Source organism: Pararhizobium sp. DWP3-4, from assembly GCF_049898205.1.
Lineage (GTDB): Bacteria > Pseudomonadota > Alphaproteobacteria > Rhizobiales > Rhizobiaceae > Pararhizobium.
Map to the genome: position 1 here is coordinate 836,258 of NZ_JAFCXF010000001.1, position 20,751 is coordinate 857,008.

General features: G+C 61.7%; 23 protein-coding genes and 1 pseudogene. 14 read left to right on the plus strand and 10 right to left on the minus strand.

Annotated elements, in window-relative coordinates; translation table 11 throughout:
• Window positions 1-15: 15 nt before the first annotated feature.
• The 3 genes from ACP7E6_RS03945 to ACP7E6_RS03955 are packed head-to-tail and all read right to left on the minus strand — an operon-like array spanning window position 16 to window position 1,776.
• Window positions 16-717 (minus strand): TIGR02281 family clan AA aspartic protease, encoded by a 702-nt coding sequence (locus ACP7E6_RS03945; protein WP_426228077.1) that lies wholly within the window; start codon window positions 715-717, stop codon window positions 16-18.
• On the minus strand, window positions 714-938 hold the full coding sequence (locus ACP7E6_RS03950; protein ID WP_426228079.1) for a DUF1289 domain-containing protein: 225 nt from the start codon (window positions 936-938) through the stop codon (window positions 714-716). The genes ACP7E6_RS03945 and ACP7E6_RS03950 overlap by 4 nt, the downstream gene beginning before the upstream one ends.
• A 49-nt stretch (window positions 939-987) precedes the next feature.
• Entirely contained in the window at window positions 988-1,776 is a 789-nt protein-coding gene (locus ACP7E6_RS03955) for an adenosylcobinamide-GDP ribazoletransferase (RefSeq protein ID WP_426228081.1), read from the minus strand.
• Between the two features lie 175 nt (window positions 1,777-1,951).
• Between ACP7E6_RS03955 and cobT the strand changes: the two genes are divergently transcribed.
• The 5 genes from cobT to ACP7E6_RS03980 all read left to right on the plus strand — a co-directional run bounded on the left by cobT (window position 1,952) and on the right by ACP7E6_RS03980 (window position 7,603).
• Window positions 1,952-2,968, plus strand: a complete 1,017-nt coding sequence (cobT, locus tag ACP7E6_RS03960; RefSeq protein WP_426228083.1) for a nicotinate-nucleotide--dimethylbenzimidazole phosphoribosyltransferase — start codon at window positions 1,952-1,954, stop codon at window positions 2,966-2,968.
• Window positions 2,969-3,232: 264 nt separating this feature from the next.
• Entirely contained in the window at window positions 3,233-3,649 is a 417-nt protein-coding gene (locus ACP7E6_RS03965; RefSeq protein ID WP_426228085.1) for a diacylglycerol kinase, read from the plus strand.
• 162 nt (window positions 3,650-3,811) lie between these two features.
• Window positions 3,812-4,831: an iron ABC transporter substrate-binding protein gene (locus tag ACP7E6_RS03970; protein ID WP_426228087.1), complete on the plus strand. Its 1,020-nt coding sequence runs from the start codon at window positions 3,812-3,814 to the stop codon at window positions 4,829-4,831.
• A 175-nt stretch (window positions 4,832-5,006) separates the two neighbouring features.
• The gene (locus tag ACP7E6_RS03975; protein WP_426228550.1) at window positions 5,007-6,548 is read left to right on the plus strand and encodes an ABC transporter permease; all 1,542 of its coding nucleotides are present in this window, start codon (window positions 5,007-5,009) and stop codon (window positions 6,546-6,548) included.
• A complete protein-coding gene (locus ACP7E6_RS03980; RefSeq protein ID WP_426228089.1) occupies window positions 6,545-7,603 on the plus strand; it encodes an ABC transporter ATP-binding protein in 1,059 nt (352 codons plus the stop codon). The genes ACP7E6_RS03975 and ACP7E6_RS03980 overlap by 4 nt, the downstream gene beginning before the upstream one ends.
• A gap of 62 nt (window positions 7,604-7,665) precedes the next feature.
• Here the strand turns inward: ACP7E6_RS03980 and ACP7E6_RS03985 are convergent, their stop codons facing one another.
• The gene (locus ACP7E6_RS03985) at window positions 7,666-9,201 is read right to left on the minus strand and encodes a sensor histidine kinase (RefSeq protein ID WP_426228091.1); all 1,536 of its coding nucleotides are present in this window, start codon (window positions 9,199-9,201) and stop codon (window positions 7,666-7,668) included.
• 128 nt (window positions 9,202-9,329) lie between these two features.
• On the opposite strand from ACP7E6_RS03985, the gene ACP7E6_RS03990 reads away from it, so the two are divergent.
• From ACP7E6_RS03990 to ACP7E6_RS04000, 3 genes are all read left to right on the plus strand, one after another.
• A complete protein-coding gene (locus tag ACP7E6_RS03990; protein WP_426228093.1) occupies window positions 9,330-9,926 on the plus strand; it encodes a thermonuclease family protein in 597 nt (198 codons plus the stop codon).
• Window positions 9,919-10,557: a uracil-DNA glycosylase family protein gene (locus tag ACP7E6_RS03995; RefSeq protein ID WP_426228095.1), complete on the plus strand. Its 639-nt coding sequence runs from the start codon at window positions 9,919-9,921 to the stop codon at window positions 10,555-10,557. Before ACP7E6_RS03990 ends, ACP7E6_RS03995 begins: the two co-directional genes overlap by 8 nt.
• Window positions 10,558-10,622: 65 nt before the next feature.
• Window positions 10,623-11,111, plus strand: a complete 489-nt coding sequence (locus ACP7E6_RS04000) for an Lrp/AsnC family transcriptional regulator (RefSeq protein ID WP_113313440.1) — start codon at window positions 10,623-10,625, stop codon at window positions 11,109-11,111.
• A 1-nt stretch (window position 11,112) separates the two neighbouring features.
• On the opposite strand, the gene ACP7E6_RS04005 is transcribed toward ACP7E6_RS04000, so the two are convergent.
• Window positions 11,113-11,817 carry a DNA alkylation repair protein gene (locus ACP7E6_RS04005; protein ID WP_426228097.1) on the minus strand — a complete coding sequence of 235 codons (705 nt, stop codon included), beginning with the start codon at window positions 11,815-11,817 and terminating at the stop codon, window positions 11,113-11,115.
• Window positions 11,817-12,695 (minus strand): annotated as a pseudogene (locus ACP7E6_RS04010) (NAD(P)-dependent oxidoreductase); the annotation flags it as partial. The pseudogene ACP7E6_RS04010 and the gene ACP7E6_RS04005, both read right to left, overlap by 1 nt.
• A 247-nt stretch (window positions 12,696-12,942) precedes the next feature.
• On the opposite strand from ACP7E6_RS04010, the gene ACP7E6_RS04015 reads away from it, so the two are divergent.
• Window positions 12,943-13,914 (plus strand): aliphatic sulfonate ABC transporter substrate-binding protein, encoded by a 972-nt coding sequence (locus ACP7E6_RS04015; RefSeq protein ID WP_426228099.1) that lies wholly within the window; start codon window positions 12,943-12,945, stop codon window positions 13,912-13,914.
• Between the two features lie 55 nt (window positions 13,915-13,969).
• Here the strand turns inward: ACP7E6_RS04015 and ACP7E6_RS04020 are convergent, their stop codons facing one another.
• Both ACP7E6_RS04020 and ACP7E6_RS04025 read right to left on the minus strand, forming a co-directional pair.
• Entirely contained in the window at window positions 13,970-14,479 is a 510-nt protein-coding gene (locus tag ACP7E6_RS04020; RefSeq protein ID WP_426228101.1) for a hypothetical protein, read from the minus strand.
• Window positions 14,368-15,585: a hypothetical protein gene (locus ACP7E6_RS04025; protein ID WP_426228103.1), complete on the minus strand. Its 1,218-nt coding sequence runs from the start codon at window positions 15,583-15,585 to the stop codon at window positions 14,368-14,370. Before ACP7E6_RS04025 ends, ACP7E6_RS04020 begins: the two co-directional genes overlap by 112 nt.
• Before the next feature lie 262 nt (window positions 15,586-15,847).
• Here ACP7E6_RS04025 and ACP7E6_RS04030 point away from each other — a divergent pair, with 262 nt between their 5' ends.
• Window positions 15,848-16,228 (plus strand): GFA family protein, encoded by a 381-nt coding sequence (locus ACP7E6_RS04030; protein WP_426228105.1) that lies wholly within the window; start codon window positions 15,848-15,850, stop codon window positions 16,226-16,228.
• 9 nt (window positions 16,229-16,237) lie between these two features.
• On the opposite strand, the gene ACP7E6_RS04035 is transcribed toward ACP7E6_RS04030, so the two are convergent.
• Both ACP7E6_RS04035 and ACP7E6_RS04040 read right to left on the minus strand, forming a co-directional pair.
• On the minus strand, window positions 16,238-17,050 hold the full coding sequence (locus ACP7E6_RS04035) for a methyltransferase (RefSeq protein ID WP_426228107.1): 813 nt from the start codon (window positions 17,048-17,050) through the stop codon (window positions 16,238-16,240).
• Window positions 17,051-17,305: 255 nt separating this feature from the next.
• Window positions 17,306-17,791 (minus strand): MarR family winged helix-turn-helix transcriptional regulator, encoded by a 486-nt coding sequence (locus ACP7E6_RS04040; protein WP_426228109.1) that lies wholly within the window; start codon window positions 17,789-17,791, stop codon window positions 17,306-17,308.
• Window positions 17,792-17,838: 47 nt separating this feature from the next.
• Here ACP7E6_RS04040 and ACP7E6_RS04045 point away from each other — a divergent pair, with 47 nt between their 5' ends.
• From ACP7E6_RS04045 to ACP7E6_RS04060, 4 genes are all read left to right on the plus strand, one after another.
• Window positions 17,839-18,753, plus strand: coding sequence for an alpha/beta fold hydrolase (locus ACP7E6_RS04045; protein ID WP_426228111.1), 915 nt, complete (start codon window positions 17,839-17,841; stop codon window positions 18,751-18,753).
• A gap of 103 nt (window positions 18,754-18,856) precedes the next feature.
• A complete protein-coding gene (locus ACP7E6_RS04050; protein ID WP_426228112.1) occupies window positions 18,857-19,465 on the plus strand; it encodes a pyridoxamine 5'-phosphate oxidase family protein in 609 nt (202 codons plus the stop codon).
• A 111-nt stretch (window positions 19,466-19,576) separates the two neighbouring features.
• Window positions 19,577-19,963: a hypothetical protein gene (locus ACP7E6_RS04055; protein ID WP_426228114.1), complete on the plus strand. Its 387-nt coding sequence runs from the start codon at window positions 19,577-19,579 to the stop codon at window positions 19,961-19,963.
• Window positions 19,947-20,750: a M15 family metallopeptidase gene (locus ACP7E6_RS04060; protein WP_426228116.1), complete on the plus strand. Its 804-nt coding sequence runs from the start codon at window positions 19,947-19,949 to the stop codon at window positions 20,748-20,750. Before ACP7E6_RS04055 ends, ACP7E6_RS04060 begins: the two co-directional genes overlap by 17 nt.
• Window position 20,751 lies beyond the last annotated feature (1 nt).

A 20,751-nucleotide genomic window follows, 5' to 3' on the forward strand; every position in this document is an offset into this window, starting at 1 on the left:
CTCCCGCCGGTTTCGTTAGTCCCTCAGGCGAAGTTCGTCCGTCTGCATCTGCAGGAAATCCAGTGTCGACAGAAAGCTCATGCCGAGCAGGCTCTGGTCGAGCTTGCCTTCTTCCGTGACCATGGCCTTGATATTCTGGCGGACGATCGGGCCGATCGAGACTTCGGCGAGCGTTACCGATGCTGCCCGGGCCTCGCCATTGGCGGTCGAGACCGTCTGGGTGAAGGCGAGGCCGGTGGGATTGAGACCGAGGAGTTCGGCATCCTCAAAGGAGAGCGCGACCCGGCTTGCACCGGTATCGACCAGCATCTGGACGGTGGCGCCGTTGACCGTGACCGGCGTTTCGAAATGGCCGTTGAGCACCTTGTGCAGCACGACTTCCTGAATGCCCTCATTGTCGGTGAAGACAGCCGCGCGGCCGGGAACGAGGCCGGCGACCAGGCGGTTGCCGAACGATTGCAGGTCATTGCGGTAGAGATAGCCCGAGACGAGAACGAGGATGATCAGCACCCAGATGCCGAACTGGCGCAGGCTTTGGCCGATATGGCGGCGGCTTTGCACGATGCCGGTTGCAAACATCGCAGCGATGGCGCCAAGCGTAACCAGGCGGCCGAATTCGTCGTTCATGATGCCGAAAGTGCGGCCGCTGTCATGATTGAGGATCAGAAACACCAGGCCGACGGCCAGGATGCCCAGAAGGATGGTCAGCCTGGTCATTCGCCGTTTACCCGTTCGCGGGCCATGCGTGTGCGGCGGGTCTCGCGGCGCGGCTTGCGTTCCAGCGTTTCCAACCGGGCCGGCAGGCTATCCATGATGTCGCGGCGTTCCTGCGCCGTATAGAGCGTCCAGGCGCCGATCTCGTCGCGCGTGCGGCCGCAACCGAAGCAGTATCCGGTTTTCATGTCGATCGAACAGACGAGAATACAGGGTGTTTCCATTGATGCGTAACAATCCGGACAAGCGGTGGTTCAAACTTATATCGTCGTTTCAAATGGCCAGCGCAAGGGCGGCGAAAACAGCGATTTCGGTCAATTGTTGTGTGGCACCGATCGTGTCCCCGGTATGTCCGCCGATCTTGCCGTTGACGATTTCGCTGAAGGCAGGAACCGTGGCGGCAAAGGCGGCGATTGCGAGGACCGCTGCCAGCAGCGAGGCGCCCGACAAAAGCAGCAAAAGCGCTGCCGACACGACGCCGAAGATCAACGCGAAAGTGACGGCAGAGGCCTGCGGTTCACCGGCAGATGCAGCAACGCCATCCTGGCGGGCAGGGGGCAGTTTCGACCAGTGCCAAACCATGGCGGTGCGGCTGAGGGCTGCCGTTGCAAGGACGAGAAGCCCGCTGCCGCTTGCCGAAACGAGCGGAATGACCGCGGCAAGCGCCGAAACCCTGAGGCCGAACGACAGGATGAGGGCAACGGCGCCATAGGAGCCGATGCGGCTGTCCTTCATGATGACAAGCGCTTTTTCCTTGGTCTTGCCGCCGCCCAGACCGTCTGCCGTGTCGCTGAGACCGTCTTCATGCAGGGCGCCGGTGATCAGCGCCTGGATCGTCACCGCGACGAAGGCGGTGAACAGCGGCGAGACCTGGAGGGCGCCGAAGACCGAAACGGCGGCGGCGGCGGGAAGCACGATCAGCAGTCCGGCCAGCGGAAAGGCCCGCACGGCGCGGCTGAGGCGGCCGTCGAAATTGACAAAATGGCGTTGCGGCATGTGGACGCGGCTGAGGAACGCCACCGAGCGTGCCGTGTCGTCGATGAAATCGCGGATATCGAACATGACAGAATTCCCCCAAGCCGATCCGCCCCCGCGAATCGGTGTTTTCCTGCTGATCATGCGACGGCGACACGAACCGGCGCAAATGCCGTTGCCGGATTTGTCGCAGCACTTTATGAGGGAGCACCTTTGCGGAGCCATGCTTCGCCGACGACGAGACGATACAAGGATATGCTTCATGAGTGCCAGCGGCCTGCCGTTCGACGATTTCCGTGAATTGCTGCGTAACCTGCCAGGGCCGGACAGTGCGGCACTGGTGGCGGCGCGCGAACGCGATGCGCAGCTGACCAAGCCGCCGGGCGCGCTTGGCCGCCTCGAAGAGATCGCTTTCTGGCTTGCCGCCTGGACGGGCAGAGCGCCGGCCGTCAACCGGCCGCTGGTGGCGATCTTTGCCGGCAACCATGGCGTGACGAAACAGGGCGTCACGCCGTTTCCGCCTTCGGTGACGGCGCAGATGGTCGAGAATTTTGCAGCCGGCGGCGCTGCCATCAACCAGATCTGCGTCAGCCATGATCTTGGGCTGAAAGTGTTCGATCTGGCGCTGGAATATCCGACCGGCGACATTACCGAGGAAGCGGCCCTGTCCGAGCGTGATTGTGCCGCCACCATGGCCTTCGGCATGGAAGCCGTTGCCGGCGGCACCGATCTGCTGTGCATCGGCGAGATGGGGATCGGCAACACGACGATCGCGGCGGCGATCAATCTGGCGCTCTACGGCGGCACTGCCGAGGAGTGGGTTGGACCCGGAACGGGCGCGCAGGGCGAGGTTCTGGCGCGCAAGATCGCTGCGGTCGAAAAGGCTGTGACGCTGCATCACGATCATCTTTCCGACCCGTTCGAAGTGCTGCGCCGCCTTGGCGGCCGCGAGATCGCCGCGATGGCCGGTGCGATCCTTGCCGCGCGCATGCAGAAGATTCCCGTGATCATCGACGGCTATGTCGCCACATCCGCAGCGGCCATCCTGAAGGCCGCCAATCCGGCGGCGCTCGATCACTGCCTGATCGGCCATGTCTCGGCAGAGCCCGGCCATATGAGGGCGATCGAGATGCTCGGCAAGACGCCGCTTCTGGCACTCGGCATGCGGCTCGGCGAAGGCACGGGGGCAGCCCTTGCTGCCGGGATCGTCAAGGCCGCGGCAGCCTGCCATTCCGGCATGGCGACGTTTGCGCAGGCCGGCGTCAGCAACAAGAGCTGACAGCGGTTTCCATGCTGCGATCCGCAGGCCGCTTTTGGCCGTCCTATCGCCGGGCCAAGGCTGATCTGCGGCGGATACTGTAAATTGTGGGGCCTGCCAGGCTCCGACGCCATGCCGGGGGCTTGATAGCCTCCGGCTTCTCACCTATTCGGGAGCGGCGATCCTTCCGATCGTCTTAGCCCGTATCGCCCGTATTCACGGCGCATTCAGGCTGATGTCAGTATCGCGTGTTCCTTGCGGCATTTTGCAGAGCGCGGAGCGAACATGTATCTGAACGAGGACTATCGTCGAATGGCCAGCGAGAAGCCGGTAAAAAAGCTGACGGGTATCCGGCATTTCTTTGCGGCCGCGACCTATTCCTTTGGCGGCGCCAAGCGCCTGCTGGGCGAGGCGGCTTTCCGCCATGAGCTGGGCGCCTTCGCCGTGGCGATGATCGCGTTTGCCATTACCGGCGCCACCTTCTTCCAATATGTTGCGGCCTTCGTTTTGTTCCTGCTGATGATTGCATTCGAGGCGCTGAACACGGCGATCGAGGAAATCGTCGATCGCGTTTCGCCGGAAATTTCCGATATGGGCAAGAATGCCAAGGATCTGGGCTCGCTGGCCTGCCTGTGCATTATCCTCGCCAATGGCGGTTATGTCGCCTATGTCGTGGTTTTCCGGCATTTTATCGGCGTTTGATACCTTAATCGCCGTGTCGCGATTTTATTCCCTCTTCAGCAGTCAAATTTAATTGAGCGGTTTCTTTCTGTCCTAGTGCTCATCAAAGTTGACGCGAAACATCAGGATTATATACCGGGGCCGCCGGACAAGATGGTCCGCAGAAAACTCGGAGAGGTTTCCATGACAATTTCCTTCTCAGGTTCAGCAGGTGCTTTGGCGCTCGCGGCCCTTTTCGCCAGCACGGGCGCGACCGTTGCCCAGGCCCAGGAAGATATCGGCATCGTCGTCTATAATGCCCAGCACGAAAGCCTCGGCGTTGCCTGGGCCGAAGCCTTTACCAAGGAAACCGGCATCAAGGTGACGCTGCGCAAGGGCAGCGACATGGAATTCGCCAACCAGATCGTCCAGGAAGGGGCAGCATCCCCCGCCGACGTGTTCCTGACGGAAAATTCGCCGGCCATGTCGCTGGTCGATGGTGCCGGGCTGTTCGAGCCGGTCGCTGCCGAGACGCTGGCGCAGGTGCCGGAAAATTTCCGCCCGTCGAACGGCCACTGGATCGGCGTTGCCGCGCGCTCGACCGTGTTTGCCTATGACAAGACCAAGCTGACCGAAGACAAGCTGCCGAAGTCGATGCTGGATCTGGCCGATCCGAGCTGGAAGGGCCGCTGGGCAGCATCGCCGTCGGGCGCCGATTTTCAGGCGATCGTCAGCGCGCTGCTATCGCTGAAGGGCGAAGAGGCGACGGCGTCCTGGCTGAAGGCGATGAAGGAAAACTTTACCGCCTACAAGGGCAATTCGACGGCGATGAAGGCCGTCAATGCCGGTGAGGTCGAGGGTGCGGTGATCTATCACTACTATTATTTCGGCGATCAGGCGAAGACCGGCGAAAACAGCAAGAACGTCGCGCTGCACTTCTTCAAGAACCAGGATCCGGGCGCCTTCGTCAGCATTTCCGGCGGCGGCGTGCTTGCCTCCAGCCAGCACAAGGAGAATGCCCAGAAGTTCCTCGCCTGGATTACCGGCAAGGGCGGGCAGGGCATCCTGCGCGACGGTACTTCGTTCGAATATGCCGTCGGCAATGGCGAAGCCTCGAACACGGCACTGCCGGCCCTTGCCGATCTGCAATACCCGAAGGTCGATCCGGCCACACTCAACAGCGCAAAAGTCACAGACCTGATGACGGACGCCGGTCTGCTGTGATAGGCAGAGCCTAAACCTGATCGGAACGCTCCGGTTAGGTATCGTCATTCCGGACTACCGGTGACCTTCGCAGCCGCTCGATCAGGGCGGCTGCGAACGTCGTTTTGGTTTGAAAGCAGAGACTTTGAGCGCCACCGCGTTTCCTGCCGAGCCCGCCTCCGCCTTGCGCCGGCTGATCATCGCCGCCAAGGGGCGATCCAGGGGTGCCTATCTCTGGGTCACCATCGTTGCGGCTTTCGTGTCGCTCGTCAGCCTGATGCCGCTCGGCTTCATCGCCTGGATCACCGTCCAAACCGGATGGGAAACCGCATCAAGGCTGATTTTTCGCGGCCGTGTCGGCGAACTGTTGATCAACACGGCGCTGCTTGAACTCTGCACCCTGCCGCTGACCATTGCCCTATCGGTCGCACTTGCCTGGCTGACCGAGCGCACCGATCTGCCCGGCGCGCGGCTGTGGTCGCTGCTGGCGGTGGCGCCGCTTGCCGTTCCGGCCTTCGTGCACAGCTACGCCTGGATCAGCCTGGTTCCGGGGCTGCACGGCCTGACCGGCGGCGTGCTGGTGTCTGTGCTGGCCTATTTCCCGTTTCTCTATCTGCCAATTGCAGCGCAGTTGCGCCGTCTCGATCCGGCCATCGAGGATGCGGCGGCCTCGCTTGGCCTCAACCCGTGGCAGGTGTTTTTTCGCGCCGTCCTGCCGCAGTTGCGGCTGGCGATCTGCGGCGGTTCGCTGCTGGTTGGCCTGCATCTGCTTGCCGAATACGGGCTCTATGTAATGATCCGGTTCGACACGTTTTCCACGGCGATCGTCGATCAGTTCCAGTCGGCCTTCAACGGCCCGGCGGCGAACATGCTGGCCGGCGTGCTGGTGTCGTGCTGCCTGCTGCTTCTGGTCATCGAGGCGGTGTTGCGCGGCGGCGAGCGCTATGCGCGGGTCGGCTCCGGGGCCGCCCGGCCTGCTGACCGGCGCAGGCTTGGCCGGATGGTGATTCCCGCATTGGCGCTCAATGTGTTCACAGCGGCGCTGGCCATCGGCGTGCCGTTCGTCACCCTGACGCGCTGGCTCTATATCGGCGGCCCCGAAATCTGGCGGATCGATCTTGTCGGCGGTGCGTTCGCTCAAACCGTGGTTCTGGCCATTGCCGGCGGCATCCTGGCGACCATTGCGGCGGCGCCGATGGCCTGGCTGTCGGTGCGTGCGCCCGGGCGGCTTCAGCGGGTGCTCGAAGCCTGCCACTATTATGTCGGCTCGCTGCCCGGCGTCGTGGTGGCGCTGGCGCTGGTGACCATCACGGTTCGTCTGGTGCTGCCGCTCTACCAGACATTCGCGACCCTGTTCCTCGCCTATATCATGCTGTTCTTGCCGCGCGCCATGGTCGGCCTGCGCACTAGCATCGCGCAGGCCCCGGTCGAGCTCGAGCGGGCCGCCATGGCGCTTGGCCGCACGCCGTTTCAGGCGGTGCGCCAGACGACGATGCGGCTCGCAGCGCCCGGCATTGCGGCCAGCACGGCCTTGGTGGCGCTCGGCATCACCAATGAACTGACGGCGACCCTGATGCTGTCGCCGACCGGCGTCGAGACGCTGGCGACGAAATTCTGGTCGCTGACCAGCGAGATCGACTATGTCGCGGCGGCGCCCTATGCGGTGATGATGGTGCTGTTGTCGCTGCCGCTGACCTTCCTTCTTTACGTTCAATCCAGACGGGCAACCGGACAATGACGTTTCTGACACTCGATGCCATCAGCAAATCCTACGGTCCGACGGTGGCGCTCGACGCCATCGGCATGAGCATCGCGGCGGGCGGGCGCACGGCGATCGTCGGCCCGTCCGGATCCGGCAAGACGACGCTGCTGCGCATCATCGCCGGTTTCGAGACGCCCGACAGAGGTTCGCTGGTGCTGGATGGAAAGACGCTTGCCGGTTCCGGCATGCTTGTCCCCGCGCACCGGCGCGGCATCGGCATCGTTTCGCAGGATGGCGCGCTGTTTCCGCATCTGACCGTCGCCGACAATATCGGTTTTGGATTGGCCAAGAATGCCCCCGGCCGCAGCCAGCGGATCGCCGAGTTGATGGAGATGGTCGAACTTGACGAGGTCATGGCGACCCGGCGCCCGCACCAGCTTTCCGGCGGCCAGCAGCAGCGCGTGGCGCTGGCACGCGCTCTGGCGCTGAAACCCCAGCTGATGCTGCTGGATGAACCATTTTCAGCGCTGGATACGGGATTGCGCGACACGCTGCGGCGGGCGGTGGCGCGCGTGCTGCGCGCGGCCGGAACGACGGCAATCCTGGTGACGCACGATCAGGCCGAAGCCTTGTCCTTTGCCGATCAGGTGGCCGTGTTGCGGCAGGGGCGGCTTGTCCAGTTCGGTTCGCCGCGCGCGCTCTACGGAAAACCCAGGGATCGCGAGACCGCGACCTTCCTCGGCGAAGCCATCCTGCTCGACGCCAGCATCGCATCCGGCCGGGCGCAGTGCGCCTTGGGCTCTCTGGTCGTCGAAGCGGGGCTCAAGGAAGGCAAGGCGACCGTGATGTTGCGCCCCGAGCAGATCCGGCTGAAGACCGCTGCTGCCGGAACAAAGATCGAGGGACCATTCGGGCGCGTCGATGATGTCGAGTTCGGCGGCGGCAACTGCATGGTGCTGGTGCGGATCGATCGCAGCGACCGGGCGATGCCGGATTTCCTGTCGATCAAATGCGCCGGCGCCGACATTCCAGAGCCCGGCGACCTGGTCGGGATCAGCGTCCACGGCACGGCGCATGTTCTGCCCGAGTGATCGCAGCGCTGCGCGTCGTTCATGACGCGCAAAGGTCGCTGTGCGCTTGAATTGTGTAGGGGTTAGGCAAAGCTCTTCCTGCGGCGCTCGACCGCCGGGGCATCTTCGATCGCCGGAATGCTCTGAAGCACGCGTTTCGACGGCAGGATGGCGATGGCTTCGGTGCCCTCGCGCAGTTTCGAGCGCAGGATGAAGTCGCCATTGTGCTTGGCCAGGATCGCCTGAACGATCGGCAGCCCGAGCCCGGTTCCCTGTTCGGCACTCTTGATGGCGATCGAGCCCTGACCGAACGCCGACAGCACGACCGGAATTTCGTCTTCCGGAATGCCCGGGCCGTTGTCCTTGATGGAGAGATACTGGCCGCCGCCGGCCGTCCAGCCGACCTTCACCGAAATCTCGCCGCCGGACGGGGTGAATTTCACCGCGTTCGACAACAGGTTGAGGATCACCTGCCGCATCGCCTTTTCATCGACCCATACCGAAGGCATGCCGTATTCGAACTGTTCGGTGATGCTGATATTCTTGGTGCGGGCGCGCAGCTGCACCATGCCGATGCAATCCTCGGTGATCTCGACCAGGTGGATGGCTTCCTCATTCAGGTCGTATTTACCGGCCTCGATGCGCGAGAGATCGAGGATTTCGTTGATCAGATCGAGCAGGTGCTGTCCGGAACGATGGATGTCGCCAGTATATTCCTTGTAGATCGGATTGTTGAGCGGCCCGAGAACCTCCGTCGACATGACTTCGGAGAAGCCAAGGATGGCGTTGAGCGGCGTGCGCAATTCGTGCGACATGGAGGCGAGGAAGCGGGATTTTGCCATATTGGCTTCCTCGGCACGGCGGCGCGCTTCGTCCGACATCGATTTGGCCACTTCGAGTTCGGCGATCAGATCGTCCTTTTCCGCTTGGACCGAGAGGATGTGCACGTTGCCGCGGTGCATGCGATTGGTCATAAAGACGAGGAAAATGAGCAAAGTCGCGACAATGATGGTCAGTGCCAGATAGCCGGGATTTCCGGTTTTGAGCGTCAGGGCACCAAGTGCCACAACCACCGGGACGAAGGTGAAGAGCAGTGCATTGCGCAGCAGGAACGTGCTCATCGCGGTGGCGGCAAGCGCAATCAGCAGCGCGGCGGCCTTGTAGAAGCCGAAATCGGATTCGCCGCAGGTGTCGCAATCCTGGAGGATGAACGCTGCCCAGCAAAAACCCAGGACGATTTGAACGAACAAAAAGCGCCGCCGCCAGTAGTTCACCTTGTCCGCCGGGATATCCGTGGCCTTTGCCCGGCGGGCCAGCAGAACACCGATGGCATTGACGCAGAGTGCCGTGACGCCCCAGGCGACGAGATCGAGCTTTTGCGACAGGTATACGCCGACAGCGGTGACCAGAATGATGAACAGCGGCATGGCGATGGCGCCCTGCAGCATCGTATCGACGTGAAGGCCGAGCAGCTCCTTGTCGAAGCCGGACGCGTTCGAGGGGCCGGCCTGCAGGCGTTCGCGGGTCGTGCGCACGGCTTTCGACACAGCCGTATTGCGATGGCTGCGCGACTTATCGACGATATTCTTGTCGGCCGATGTGCTGACGCCCTTGCTCATGATCTCATACGCGTTAACGGAATCCGTTGAACTTTAAGGGAGAATCCTTAAGAAGTTGCTGCGATTTGCTGTTTTTTCGCTCGAGTTGGCGGCGGGAACCGGCCGGCAGATGGCCACCAGGGACATTCATGAGACGCGTGCTCCAGATCATTCGCGACCTGCTGTTGACGGCCCTGATCCTGTTGTTTCTGGGGCTGGCGGTGGTGCGCCTCGAGGGGCCGCAGGAGACGATGTCGGGTTCGGTGCGGATTGTCGATGGCGATACGCTGGTGCTGGACGGCAAGCGCATTCGTCTCGCCGGCATCGATGCGCCGGAGCTGCGGCAGGTTTGCCAGCGCGAACAGCGGGATTGGCCATGCGGGGCAACGGCAAGGGACTATCTGGCAGCCATGACCGGCGATGCCAAAACCGCGTGCGAGACGGATGGAAGCGATCAATATGGGCGGCTTCTGGCCGTCTGCAGGGTGGCAAATCGTGACCTGAACGCGGCTATGGTCGATGGCGGCTATGCCATCGCATTCGGCGATTACACGGCCGAGGAGGCCGCTGCCCGGCAAAAGCGGCTGGGCCTTTGGGCCGGCACATTCGACGCGCCGCGCACCTGGCGCCAGACTCATGGCGGAATGGACGAGATGCCCCACGGACCGCAGGGCTGGCTGGATACGGCGATTTCACGGGCCGGCCAGCGGATCGAGGCTGCAATGTCAAAGGTATGGAATGACTGACGGGCAGGCGGATGGACTGGAACACTTGCGCGCGGCGGTCGCAGCCTGCCGGATCTGCCGGGATGCGCCGGCGCGCGGTCCAGACGACCAGCTGCCGCACGAACCACGCCCGGTCGCGGTGATTTCGTCCGGCGCACGGATATTGATCGCAGGCCAGGCGCCGGGACTTCGCGTCCATGAAAGCGGTCTGCCGTTCAACGACGCGTCCGGCGATCGTCTGCGTCAGTGGCTCGGCGTGACCCGCGAGCAGTTCTACGATCCAAATCTGTTTGCCATCGTGCCGATGGGGTTCTGTTTTCCGGGTTATGACGCCCATGGCAGCGACCTGCCGCCGCGCCGGGAATGCGCACCGCGATGGCGGCGAGAGGTGATCGATGCGATGCCGCAGATCGAACTTGTGCTGGCCATCGGTCAATATGCCCAATCCTGGCATCTGGGCGACCGCCGGGCTCAGACAATGACCGAGACTGTGCGCAACTGGCGCGCGTATCTGGGTTCGAATATCGGGCCGCCGGTGCTCGCACTGCCGCATCCGAGCTGGCGCAATACCGGCTGGCTGAAGAAAAACCCATGGTTTTCGGCCGACGTCCTGCCTGTCCTGCAGGACCGTGTGTCAAATTTGCTTTCCTGAAACAATTTTCTTCCATTTGGCGAATTTGGCGCTATAGAGAGAATAATATTCGAAGGAGGCTGTTCATGGATCGTCTTGACCGCAAAATCCTGCGCCTGTTGCAGGAAGATTCCACACTCGCCGTTGCTGATCTGGCTAAAAAGGTCGGGCTTTCCACGACGCCTTGCTGGCGCCGCATCCAGAAGATGGAAGAGGACGGCGTGATCCGTGGCCGCGTGGCGCTGCTTGATCCGGTCAAGGTCAATACCAAGGTGACGGTGTTCGTGTCGATCCGCACCAACACCCATTCGATCGAATGGCTGAAGCGGTTTTCCGAGGTGGTCGGCGAGTTTCCGGAAGTGGTCGAATTCTACCGCATGAGCGGCGATGTCGATTATCTGCTGCGCGTCGTCGTCCCCGATATCGCCGCCTACGACGCCTTCTACAAGCGGCTGATCACCAAGATCGAAATCCGCGACGTGTCGTCGGTCTTTGCGATGGAGCAGATCAAATATACGACGCAATTGCCGCTCGACTACATGGTGATCGACCAGGCGAAGTCCAGCGAGGACTGAGTTATTCGCTCAGCGGCTGCAGGCCCAGCCGCTTCAAAACGGCGCTGCCCGTGAGTTCGCGGACGGCGTCCTTGCCGATCCATCGGGCGGTAGGATCCTGCCGTGCGGCCAGGGCTTGCGCCATCGACAGCGCCGGGCCATGACAGCAGGCGCTGCGCTTGCCAGTCTGGCGCAAGGCCCAGTTCACAGCCTTTTTCACGAAATTGCGGCCATCGCCTGCATGCGCCTCGACCAGAGGCAACCAGGCGATGACGGTCTCGTCCGGCTCCTTTTTCAGGTGAACGGCGCTGACGGCGATCATGCTGAAAGCGGTTCGCCGGACGAATTCACGGTCGTCGGCGGCGAATTCCGGGATCAGGACGGCCTCGAGCCGGGCAGCGACAAACAGGTCGGCAAGGCTGTCGACGATTTCCCAGGAATTGAACCCAGCTGCCCACTGCCTGGCCGTATCGAGCGTCAGCTTTTGCGGTTCCGCAGTCAGGGCTGCGAGCAGCCGGGCTTCGCGGATATTGCTGTCCCACAGTGTGAGAGCGCGGCCGTGATCGCGTCTTATCAGCCGGGCAATGCGATTGAGCGCCGGGTTGCTTATCCCGAGCGCCTGGTCCGTTTCGATGCCGAACCGTGCCATGCCGGCAAGGTTGCTTTCCGCCGCCAGCGTTTTCAGATGTGCGATCACGGCATCTGCGGGCGAGGAGGGCGTCAGCATTATTTTTCGAGCCGCGCCAGAAGCGACGAGGTGTCCCAGCGGTTGCCACCCATCTCCTGCACATCGGCATAGAACTGGTCGACAAGCGCCGTCACCGGCAACTTGGCGCCGTTGCTGCGGGCTTCGGCGAGCACGATGCCGAGATCCTTGCGCATCCAGTCGACGGCGAAGCCGAAATCGTATTTTGCGGCGTCCATCGTCTTGTGGCGGTTTTCCATCTGCCAGGAGCCGGCGGCGCCCTTGGAGATCACCTCGATGACCTTTTCGATGTCGAGACCTGCCTTTTTGCCAAAGTGAATACCTTCGGCAAGCCCCTGCACCAGACCGGCGATGCAGATCTGGTTGATCATCTTGGTCAACTGGCCGGACCCGGCCGGACCCATCAGCCCAACCATGCGGGCATAGGCGTCGATGACCGGTTTCGCGCGCTCGAATACCTGTGGATCGCCTCCGCACATCACCGTCAGCACGCCGTTTTCAGCACCGGCCTGGCCACCGGAGACCGGCGCGTCGATGAAATGGGCGCCGCGCGCTGTGGCGGCCGCATCGAGTTCGCGGGCGACTTCGGCCGAGGCGGTGGTGTTGTCGATGAAGACGGCGCCGGCTTTCAGCGTTTGAAAGGCGCCGTCCTTGCCTGTCGTCACCGAGCGCAGATCATCATCATTGCCGACGCAGCAGAAGATGAAGTCGGCGCCATCTGCCGCTTCCGCCGGCGTCGCTGCCGCGCGTCCGCCAAACTCGGCGGCCCATTTTTCGGCTTTCGCGGCGGTGCGGTTATAGACGGTCAACTCGTGACCACCCTTCACCTTGAGATGACCGGCCATCGGATATCCCATGACGCCAAGACCAATGAACGCGACTTTAGCCATTCGAAAACTCCTGAAATTCCCTTTCGTCGAGACTTAGCCGATGCGGATGGGGCGGGGAAGACCCGTGATGATCGCATCCTGCCAAAACCGGATTCGAAACCGTTTTGCGGCCAAGCTGACGTTCACGCGGCAAATTTTGCCGTAATCGCTTCATTTTAGATAATTATAATGTCGATAGAATTTGTGTATTTATTCATCCTTGTTCGCGGAGGCCCTGCTGGACAGCCGGGCAGGCACAATCGGAGACGTGAAGTCCATGTTGACCCGCAGACAGACATTGTCGCTTTTGGGCGCGGCCGCAGCGGTGGCGATCCTGCCCACGACGCGCAGCGCCTCGGCATCCGAACCGCTGAAGGAATTGCGCCTCGGCTGGCAGAAGAATGGCGTCCTGGCGCTTGCCAAGGGAACGGGCGCGCTGGAAAAGCGCTTTGCCGATCGCGGCATAGCGATCACCTGGGCGGAACTCTCATCCGGCCCGCCGCTGCTCGAGGCGCTCGGCGCCGGTGCCATCGATTTCGGTCCGACCGGCGACGTGCCGCCGCTGTTTGCCCAGGCCGCAGGCGGCAACCTGCTCTATGCCGGCACCTACAAGGGGTCCTCGGCAGGCTCGGCTATCCTGGTGCACAAGGATTCGCCGTTTCAGACGGTGGCCGACCTGAAGGGCAAGCGCGTCGCCTTCAAGCGCGGATCGAGCGCTCATAATTTCACCGTCAAGGCGCTGCGCAAGGCTGGTCTCAGCATCACCGACATCGAGGCTGCCGACCTGTCGCCGTCGGATGCGGCAGCGGCGTTTGCCAGCAACCAGATCGACGCCTGGTCGATCTGGGATCCGTATTTCGCCGTTGCAGAAAAGGATGCGGGCACGCGGGTTCTGACCACCGCCGAAGGGATCATCGAGTCCTGGAGCTACTTCCTCAGCAATGGCGATTTTACCGCAGCGCATGGCGACGTGCTGGGCGAAATCCTTGACGAACTGGCAAAGGTCGGGGCCGCAGCGCAAGACGATCTCGACGGCACGGTAGCGGCGCTGTCGAAAATCACCGGTGTGCCGGAAGACATCCAGCGGGTTGCGCTGACGCGCAAGGATTTCAGTCTTGCGGATGTTTCGACGCTCGGGCCGGACGCCGTCGCCTACCAGCAGGCGCTGGCCGACGAGTTCTTCCAGCTGCAGATCATTCCCAAACAATTGACGGTCAGCGACATCGTCTGGAAAGGCCGGGCGAGCTGAGCGCGTAAGCCGCAACGGAAACGGCGCTTTCAGGGCGCCGTTTCCACTTTGCGTCTTACGGAACCGGTATCACGGGCGGTGGGATGATGTCGTCCGGATTGACGCCATCCGGCAGAGCTTCTGCCTGCAAGCCGAGGCTTTCTGAAATATCGAGCCAGAGGCGGCGCAGGCGGCGCACATGCAGATCGTCGGCGATCCACCTGAGCACGTGTTCGGTCGATTTGGAATCGTCGTCACGCTGCATTCTCTTGCGGGCCCAGATGCAATAGGCATCGGCATCGACGGCCTCCGTCCTGTCGGTATCCGAGGTGATCGGCTTGGTGGCGCTGATCCGCACCGTATCGCGCAGGCTGCTGGTCGAGGCCAAAAGGACGCCGGCGCAAATCTCGTCGAAGGCCTTGACCGAATATTTGCTGCTGATCGCCCGTTCGAGGTCGAAAATGGTGCGAATATTCAGTTCGCGAAAAATGAGGAATTTTTCCGGGCCGAGAATGTGGCAGAGCTGCGCTTGGGCAACCCAGTCGATGACCTGATAGATGCCATAGGGCGATTCGATATGCAGCATGATCGGATTGTAGGTGGCCAGATTCTGCACATCGTATATGCCGCATTCCTCCAGGCGGAACCGCGTCTCGTAGTCGATGCCGTCGATGATATCGGGCGAGACGATTTTGTGACGTTGATGAACCGGTCGTCCGTGGTCTTGATCCAGCTGATCAGGTTCTGGAATTTCAACAACAGGAATTTCGTCGCACTTTGCGGCAAGAGCCCAAGCAGCGGCGCAAGGCCGAACCAGATGGGCTGGATGTGATCACCGGTTGACGTTGCTTTGCCTATTTCCGGTTTGGGAGTTCCTTCAGGCAGGATTTTGGCCACGTAGCCGGTAAGCTCGGTGATCGGGTCGCGAAAAACGGCGAACAGGACGATGGTGAAGATCACCGAGGCGACGATTTCGGCGGTATGGCGCAGGAACGTGTAGGGCGACAGGTCGAAGACGGCGACCGCGCGGACGAAGCTGCGGATCGCTGCGATAAAGGCGCCGGCAAAGGCCAGTGAGCCGATCACGGTCAGTTGCTGCCAATTGCCATAGCCGCTGGCTGGTTCGGCACAGGCCACCCCATCCGACGCACAGCATGTGGTTGCGCCCAGACCGCACGAGAGCGTGCTGAACAGCGCGGAAAAGCCGAAATAGCTTAACAGGATAAAGCCGATGGAGGACAGAAAAATCCGCCAGTCGCTGCGTGAACCGAAATTGCCGATGCTTTCGATGATCCAGTCGATCTGGTCGATATCATTCATCTGGTTGAATGGCTTGCCCTGCGGCGGATCCTCGACCTGCAGGTCGGAAATATATTTGGATTTGACGAATTCGAACGAGGGATTGTTGGTCAGCCGGACATTGACATCGGGTTTGGCAGCGTCGGCCGGAAGATCATGGGCGTCGTCGGCGCCGTGGGTTCTCTCCTTGTCGGTGCCGAACGAGATCAGAAAATCCTTGATCGAGCGCAGGCGGCGAAGCCTGACTTCGTGGCGCCCATAAAGCAGCAGGCTCGGGGTCAGGAGCGCAAACAGCAAAGCGAGCGGGTCGAGCCCGAGACCATTTTTTATCGCGGTGATCAGAAGGCCGAAAAGGCCGCCCGCGCTGGTGAGCCAGGGTAAAAAAATCTCCATGTATATGCCCCCTTAATATGCCCCCTTAAGTTGTGTCGGTAACGTAAGGCCGGACATTGGCTGGCGTCCATAAATCGCCTGCACCAAAAGATTGCATAATCAATTTATGATTGTATTTTCTCGGAATAAATTAGTCCGCGCTGTTTCTCATGGGGCAGGTCATGCCGCGCGACGCTTGAAGCCGGGGCTTTGCGCCGTATGTCTCCACAAGGACGCCGCGTTGCGGCTTCCGTACCTGTTTACCTTCGGAAGGAAATATCCAATGGCCGATCGACTGAACGCTTCGTGCCGCTGCGGCGGCGTCAAATTTTCAATCCCGGTGGAGTCCGCCGGGGTATTCTGCTGCCATTGCGGCGACTGCCGCAAGGCGCATGGCAACTACATGGCGGTGATCGGCGCGCCGCGCGACGATGTGCGGTTCGAGGCGGATGGCACTTTGCAATGGTATGGCTATTCCGACAAGGCCCGGCGTGGGTTTTGTTCGACCTGCGGCAGCCGTCTGTTGAAGGACAATATCGGCACCGACCTGCTGATGGTCTCGGCCGGCGTGATCGACGGCGATACCGGCAAGCGGATCGTCAAGAATATCCTGACGGAATTCAAGGGCGACTGGTACGACCTGCCGGACGTTCACGGCGCCTGAGCGGCGTCATCAGCGCAGTTTTGCGATCACCAGATGGCCGGCGATCGGCTGGCCTTCTTCCTTGCGCACCGTGATGCCGGTGAACTCGACGACATCGAAGCCGATGGCGTCGAGCCGCTCGCGGACGTAGGTTTCGGCGTGGGCGAAGCGCTGGTTCGGGCCGACCATGAAGGACCGGCCGGCAAAGGTGTCCGCAGGCAGGGTTTCGCTGGAGAAGATGAACAGGCCGCCGGCGTTGATGTTTTCGGCAACGCCGAAAAACAGGGCTTCGAGCGCACCGAGATAGGGCAGAACGTCGGTGGCGGTGATGAGGTCGAACGGCTCGTCATCATTGTCCTCGAGGAAGTCGACGACTTCGGCGACATAGAGCGTTTCGTAGAGGTCTTTTTCGTGGGCGATCTCGACCATGTTTTCCGACAGGTCGATGCCGGTGATGTCGTCGGCCATGTCGCGCAGGGCGCCACCGGTCAGGCCCGTGCCGCAGCCGAGATCGAGGACGCGGGCAAACGGGCCAAGTTTCAGCGCCTGCAGCCGCTGACGCACCAGCATCGGTACGTGATAATCAAGCTGCTCGACAAGCACATCTTCAAAGACATCGGCGTGCTGATCGAACAGGGTGGTGACATAGGCGTCCGGCGCCTTGTCGGGCGTCTCGCCATGCCCCATCGAGGCGATGCGGACGGCAGCACCGCCGTGATCGTCGGGATCGATCGCCAGAACTTCCAGATAGGCTTTGACAGCCGCCTCGACATCGCCGGATTTTTCCAGGGCGAGCGCGCGGTTGTAGGCTTCGGCGAGGGCTTCTTCATCGATCTTCTGCATGGCGGCGTCTTTACGGCGCGGGCCGACGTTTGGCAATGCAAAACCTGCGAAAGCGGGTGTTTCAGGCCTTAAATCCTCCGTCGCTGCCGGAATCGAGCGCATGTCAATACCGGAAACACAGGCCGACCTCGCGTATAAGAGTGGCCGGTTTGGCGGGGGGAAAGGCCAAAGCCGTCCTCTGACAGAGCTCAACCTGGTTGATTGTCCACATTGCCGGGGAGCTGCGCAAGGCAAGCGCGGCTTGGGAGGCAGCTGCTAGTCGAGGTCGGCGTCCTCTTTCAACAGCCGCTGGATCAGCCGCTCCATGGACTGTGCGACCATCAGGCATTCCTCGATCGGTTCGCTCTCCAGCGACTTGTCGATCAGCGCCGTCTGGATTTCCATCGCCTGCTCGCTCAGCAGGCGGCCGCTTGCCGTCAGCGATAGCCGCAGCACGCGTTTGTCCTTTTCATCGCTGCGGCGCTCGATCAGGCCGCGCTTTTCGAGCTGCGGCAGCAGCATGCTCATGTTGGAGCGGCCAACCAGCAGTTTTCGCGCCAGCTCCTGCTGCGAGATGCCGTCGAAACGGTAGAGGTTGATCAGGATATCCAGATGCGGCGGCTTGATGTCGAGCTCGGCGAGCCTGCGCGTCAGCGTCTGCTGCATCAGCTGGCAGGCGCGGGCGACGGCGATCCAGCTGCGGAACCGCGGATGATCCCAGGGAAAATGATGGTGTTCGATGGTCTCTTGCTTTTTGTTCATCGTTGTACAATAATGTTCATCATTGAACATTTAAAGGGAATCCCACTATGGCATCGTTTGCGATCAAGGTCACCCGCCTTGCGCTCAAAACCGTTGCGGCGTTCTCACCCGAGGCGGCGGGGCGGCTGGCGTTTCGCCTGTTCAGCGTCACGCCCTCGCGGACACCAAGGAGCGGCAAGGAAAAGGCAGCGCTGACGGCGGCAGAGCCCGTCATGGCCAGAGCGCGGCTTGTGACGCTGTCGTTTGCCGGCGGCTGGGTCACTGCAAAGCATTTCCAGTCACAGACCGCAGGGACCGCGACCAGGCGCATCCTGCTGGTGCATGGATGGGGATCGCGCAGCGACTATCTGGCACCCATGATCGATGGATTGACCGCCGGCGGCGCCGAGGTGGTCGCCCTGGACTGGCCGGGACATGGCGCTTCGCCGGGACGGACGTTGACCATGCCGGCTGCAGTGCGCGCCATTGACGCGGCATGGCGGCAGTTCGGTGGCTTCGACGTTGCCGTCGGCCATTCGTTCGGCGGCGCCAGCCTGGCCTGCGCTGCGGGTGGCCTGGTGGACGACGTGCCGTCTCATGTTGCCCGGAAAATGGTGCTGATCGGTGCGCCCAGCGAGATGACCTGGCTTTTCAAAGGGTTCGGACGATATCTTCAATTGTCTGCGAAGTCCCAGGCGGCGCTGGAAGACATGGTGGTCCGGCTTTCCGGCCGCAGGCTGGAGGAGTTCGATGCAGCCCGCATTCTCGGCATGCTGACGACGCCGGTACTGGTTGTTCATGCCGAAGATGACAAGGAAGTTTCCGCCGATCATGCGCGCCGTTATGCGGCGGCAGGCGACAATATCGAACTCGATTGGGCAAACGGCCTCGGCCACCGCCGAATCGTCTCCGCGGACCCGGTGATCGCGCGGATCAATACCTTCATTCATGCGGGAGAGACCGATCGCAGAAAGTCTGCCTGAGCGAATTTCGCAAGTGCTGTCATAAAGGCGTCATGCTACCGGTCGAAAGGATTGCCCGGCTCGGGGAAAGGGCCTGGTGAAGACGGGTCCGATGGAGAACGGCATGACGATCATTCGCACAGTGGAAGAGCTGACGGCGCTTTACGGCAGTACAAGCGAGGCATCACTGGTCAAGGTGACCAGCCGGCTGACGCCCGATTATGCCAGCATGATCGAGGCGGCACCGTTTGCAGCACTTGCCACGGTCGGACCGGAGGGGCTCGACTGTTCGCCGCGCGGCGACGATACCTGCGTCGTCCGTATCGCCGACGACAAGACCGTGCTGATGCCGGACTGGCGCGGCAATAACCGGGTCGATTCGCTGGCCAATATCGTCCGCGATCCGCGCGTGGCCCTGATGTTTCTCATCCCCGGCTCCAACACGACGATGCGGATCAACGGCACGGCCGTGGTCAGCGTCGATCCCGATCTGACCGGATCGTTCGAGGTCGATGGCAAACATCCGCGCAGCGTTATCGTCGTCACGGTCGGAGAGGTCTATTTCCAATGCGCCCGGGCGCTGATTCGCTCGCAGATCTGGAATCCCGAGCGCTTCGTCGATCCGCAGTCCCTGCCGACGCCGGGGACGCTGCTGAAAGCTGCCAAAGCGGATTTCGACAAGGAGACCTATGACCGCGAATGGCCGGAGCGCGCCGCAAAAACCATGTGGTAGCGGCGCAAGACCGGTAGAATAAAGCACCGCGGCGAAACGTTTTTCCTGCAACGGGCATCCTGTTTCGTTAAATGGATGCGGAGCACAGTTGCCGTCTGTTGGGGGACACACATGACATACAGGACCGCTTTTCTGACAACCGTGATGGCGTTTGGCCTTTCGGCAGGCATTGCCCGCGCCGACCGGCTGGTCGAGGAGTACGATGCCTATATCGGCGAGGAAGACCTCTATAATTCCAATGGCGAGGCACTGACCGAACCATGGCAGGTCATCCGGCAGGACCGGGCGAATTATCACCGCTACGGCGTCAGCCAACCCGGCGATGAGGGCGACAGTTTCTTTGCCTCGGCCAAGAACCGGGAAAAGGCCGAGCGCATGCTCGAATACGGCACGATCGAGAGCCGTGCTGCCCGGGCGCTGCTGCGCGGCGGTTCCGTCATCAATGTGCAGATTTTCCGGGGTGCCGACGGCGACTATATCAATGTCACGGTCGATTGACCGGGCACTCGCCGGCCTGACATTTGCAGCCATGCTGGCTTCAGCCTTTCCATTGGAGGCTGCCGATCTGACGCTTGCTCAGAAACTGGATTTGCTGGTCTCTGCCTATCCCGGCTCGCTTGCAAAGCATGAAGACGGAGCGATCCGTTTTCGCGACGGTCGCTTGCTGCCGGTCGATGACGGCAAGGCCAAGGACCATGCGGAAAAACTGGCGGCGGGCGATATCGAGGACAGCCTGTCCCAGATCTATCCGGCTGGACCGTGCGAGACCAAGCCGGCTGTCAACTTCGATCCAGGCCGCATTCGCAGCGATGCGCTGATGATGCGGCTTTACGGCAAATCGGCAGCCGAGGTGGAGGCATGGCTGGTGCCGGTCAACTGGTTCGGCAAAACACTGCGGGTTACCAGGCGGCAGGGGGCTGCCGCGGCGCTTGAAAAAGTGCGGGATGAGTTGAAGGCCATGCCGGAGATGAAGGTGTTTCTGGCGCCTTCGGCCGGGACCTTCAACTGGCGCAGGGTTTCCGGCGCATCGAACATGTCGGTCCACAGTTTTGGCGCGGCAATCGATATCAACACCAAATATGCGGATTACTGGGTCTGGTCCGGCGGCAAGCCGGGTAGGGTGGCGCAGTACCGGAACAAATATCCGATGGACATCGTCGATGCCTTCGAGCGGCACGGTTTTATCTGGGGCGGGCGCTGGTATCACCATGACACCATGCATTTCGAATACCGCCCTGAACTGATCGCCATCGGCAAGGCGGCCGGTGTGTCGGCCTGCCGGTAGT

Coding starts and splice junctions, on each gene's coding strand:
- ACP7E6_RS04060 (WP_426228116.1), top strand. CDS start 19,947: ATGTCACGGTCGATTGACCGGGCACTCGCCGGCCTGACATTTGCAGCC.
- ACP7E6_RS04020 (WP_426228101.1), bottom strand. CDS start 14,479: ATGCTGCATATCGAATCGCCCTATGGCATCTATCAGGTCATCGACTGG.
- ACP7E6_RS03965 (WP_426228085.1), top strand. CDS start 3,233: ATGTATCTGAACGAGGACTATCGTCGAATGGCCAGCGAGAAGCCGGTA.
- ACP7E6_RS04040 (WP_426228109.1), bottom strand. CDS start 17,791: ATGAACAAAAAGCAAGAGACCATCGAACACCATCATTTTCCCTGGGAT.
- ACP7E6_RS04000 (WP_113313440.1), top strand. CDS start 10,623: ATGGATCGTCTTGACCGCAAAATCCTGCGCCTGTTGCAGGAAGATTCC.
- ACP7E6_RS04005 (WP_426228097.1), bottom strand. CDS start 11,817: ATGCTGACGCCCTCCTCGCCCGCAGATGCCGTGATCGCACATCTGAAA.
- ACP7E6_RS03945 (WP_426228077.1), bottom strand. CDS start 717: ATGACCAGGCTGACCATCCTTCTGGGCATCCTGGCCGTCGGCCTGGTG.
- ACP7E6_RS04030 (WP_426228105.1), top strand. CDS start 15,848: ATGGCCGATCGACTGAACGCTTCGTGCCGCTGCGGCGGCGTCAAATTT.
- ACP7E6_RS04015 (WP_426228099.1), top strand. CDS start 12,943: ATGTTGACCCGCAGACAGACATTGTCGCTTTTGGGCGCGGCCGCAGCG.
- ACP7E6_RS03955 (WP_426228081.1), bottom strand. CDS start 1,776: ATGTTCGATATCCGCGATTTCATCGACGACACGGCACGCTCGGTGGCG.
- ACP7E6_RS03970 (WP_426228087.1), top strand. CDS start 3,812: ATGACAATTTCCTTCTCAGGTTCAGCAGGTGCTTTGGCGCTCGCGGCC.
- ACP7E6_RS04055 (WP_426228114.1), top strand. CDS start 19,577: ATGACATACAGGACCGCTTTTCTGACAACCGTGATGGCGTTTGGCCTT.
- ACP7E6_RS03950 (WP_426228079.1), bottom strand. CDS start 938: ATGGAAACACCCTGTATTCTCGTCTGTTCGATCGACATGAAAACCGGA.
- ACP7E6_RS03995 (WP_426228095.1), top strand. CDS start 9,919: ATGACTGACGGGCAGGCGGATGGACTGGAACACTTGCGCGCGGCGGTC.
- ACP7E6_RS04025 (WP_426228103.1), bottom strand. CDS start 15,585: ATGGAGATTTTTTTACCCTGGCTCACCAGCGCGGGCGGCCTTTTCGGC.
- ACP7E6_RS04045 (WP_426228111.1), top strand. CDS start 17,839: ATGGCATCGTTTGCGATCAAGGTCACCCGCCTTGCGCTCAAAACCGTT.
- cobT (WP_426228083.1), top strand. CDS start 1,952: ATGAGTGCCAGCGGCCTGCCGTTCGACGATTTCCGTGAATTGCTGCGT.
- ACP7E6_RS04035 (WP_426228107.1), bottom strand. CDS start 17,050: ATGCAGAAGATCGATGAAGAAGCCCTCGCCGAAGCCTACAACCGCGCG.
- ACP7E6_RS03980 (WP_426228089.1), top strand. CDS start 6,545: ATGACGTTTCTGACACTCGATGCCATCAGCAAATCCTACGGTCCGACG.
- ACP7E6_RS03985 (WP_426228091.1), bottom strand. CDS start 9,201: ATGAGCAAGGGCGTCAGCACATCGGCCGACAAGAATATCGTCGATAAG.
- ACP7E6_RS04050 (WP_426228112.1), top strand. CDS start 18,857: ATGACGATCATTCGCACAGTGGAAGAGCTGACGGCGCTTTACGGCAGT.
- ACP7E6_RS03990 (WP_426228093.1), top strand. CDS start 9,330: ATGAGACGCGTGCTCCAGATCATTCGCGACCTGCTGTTGACGGCCCTG.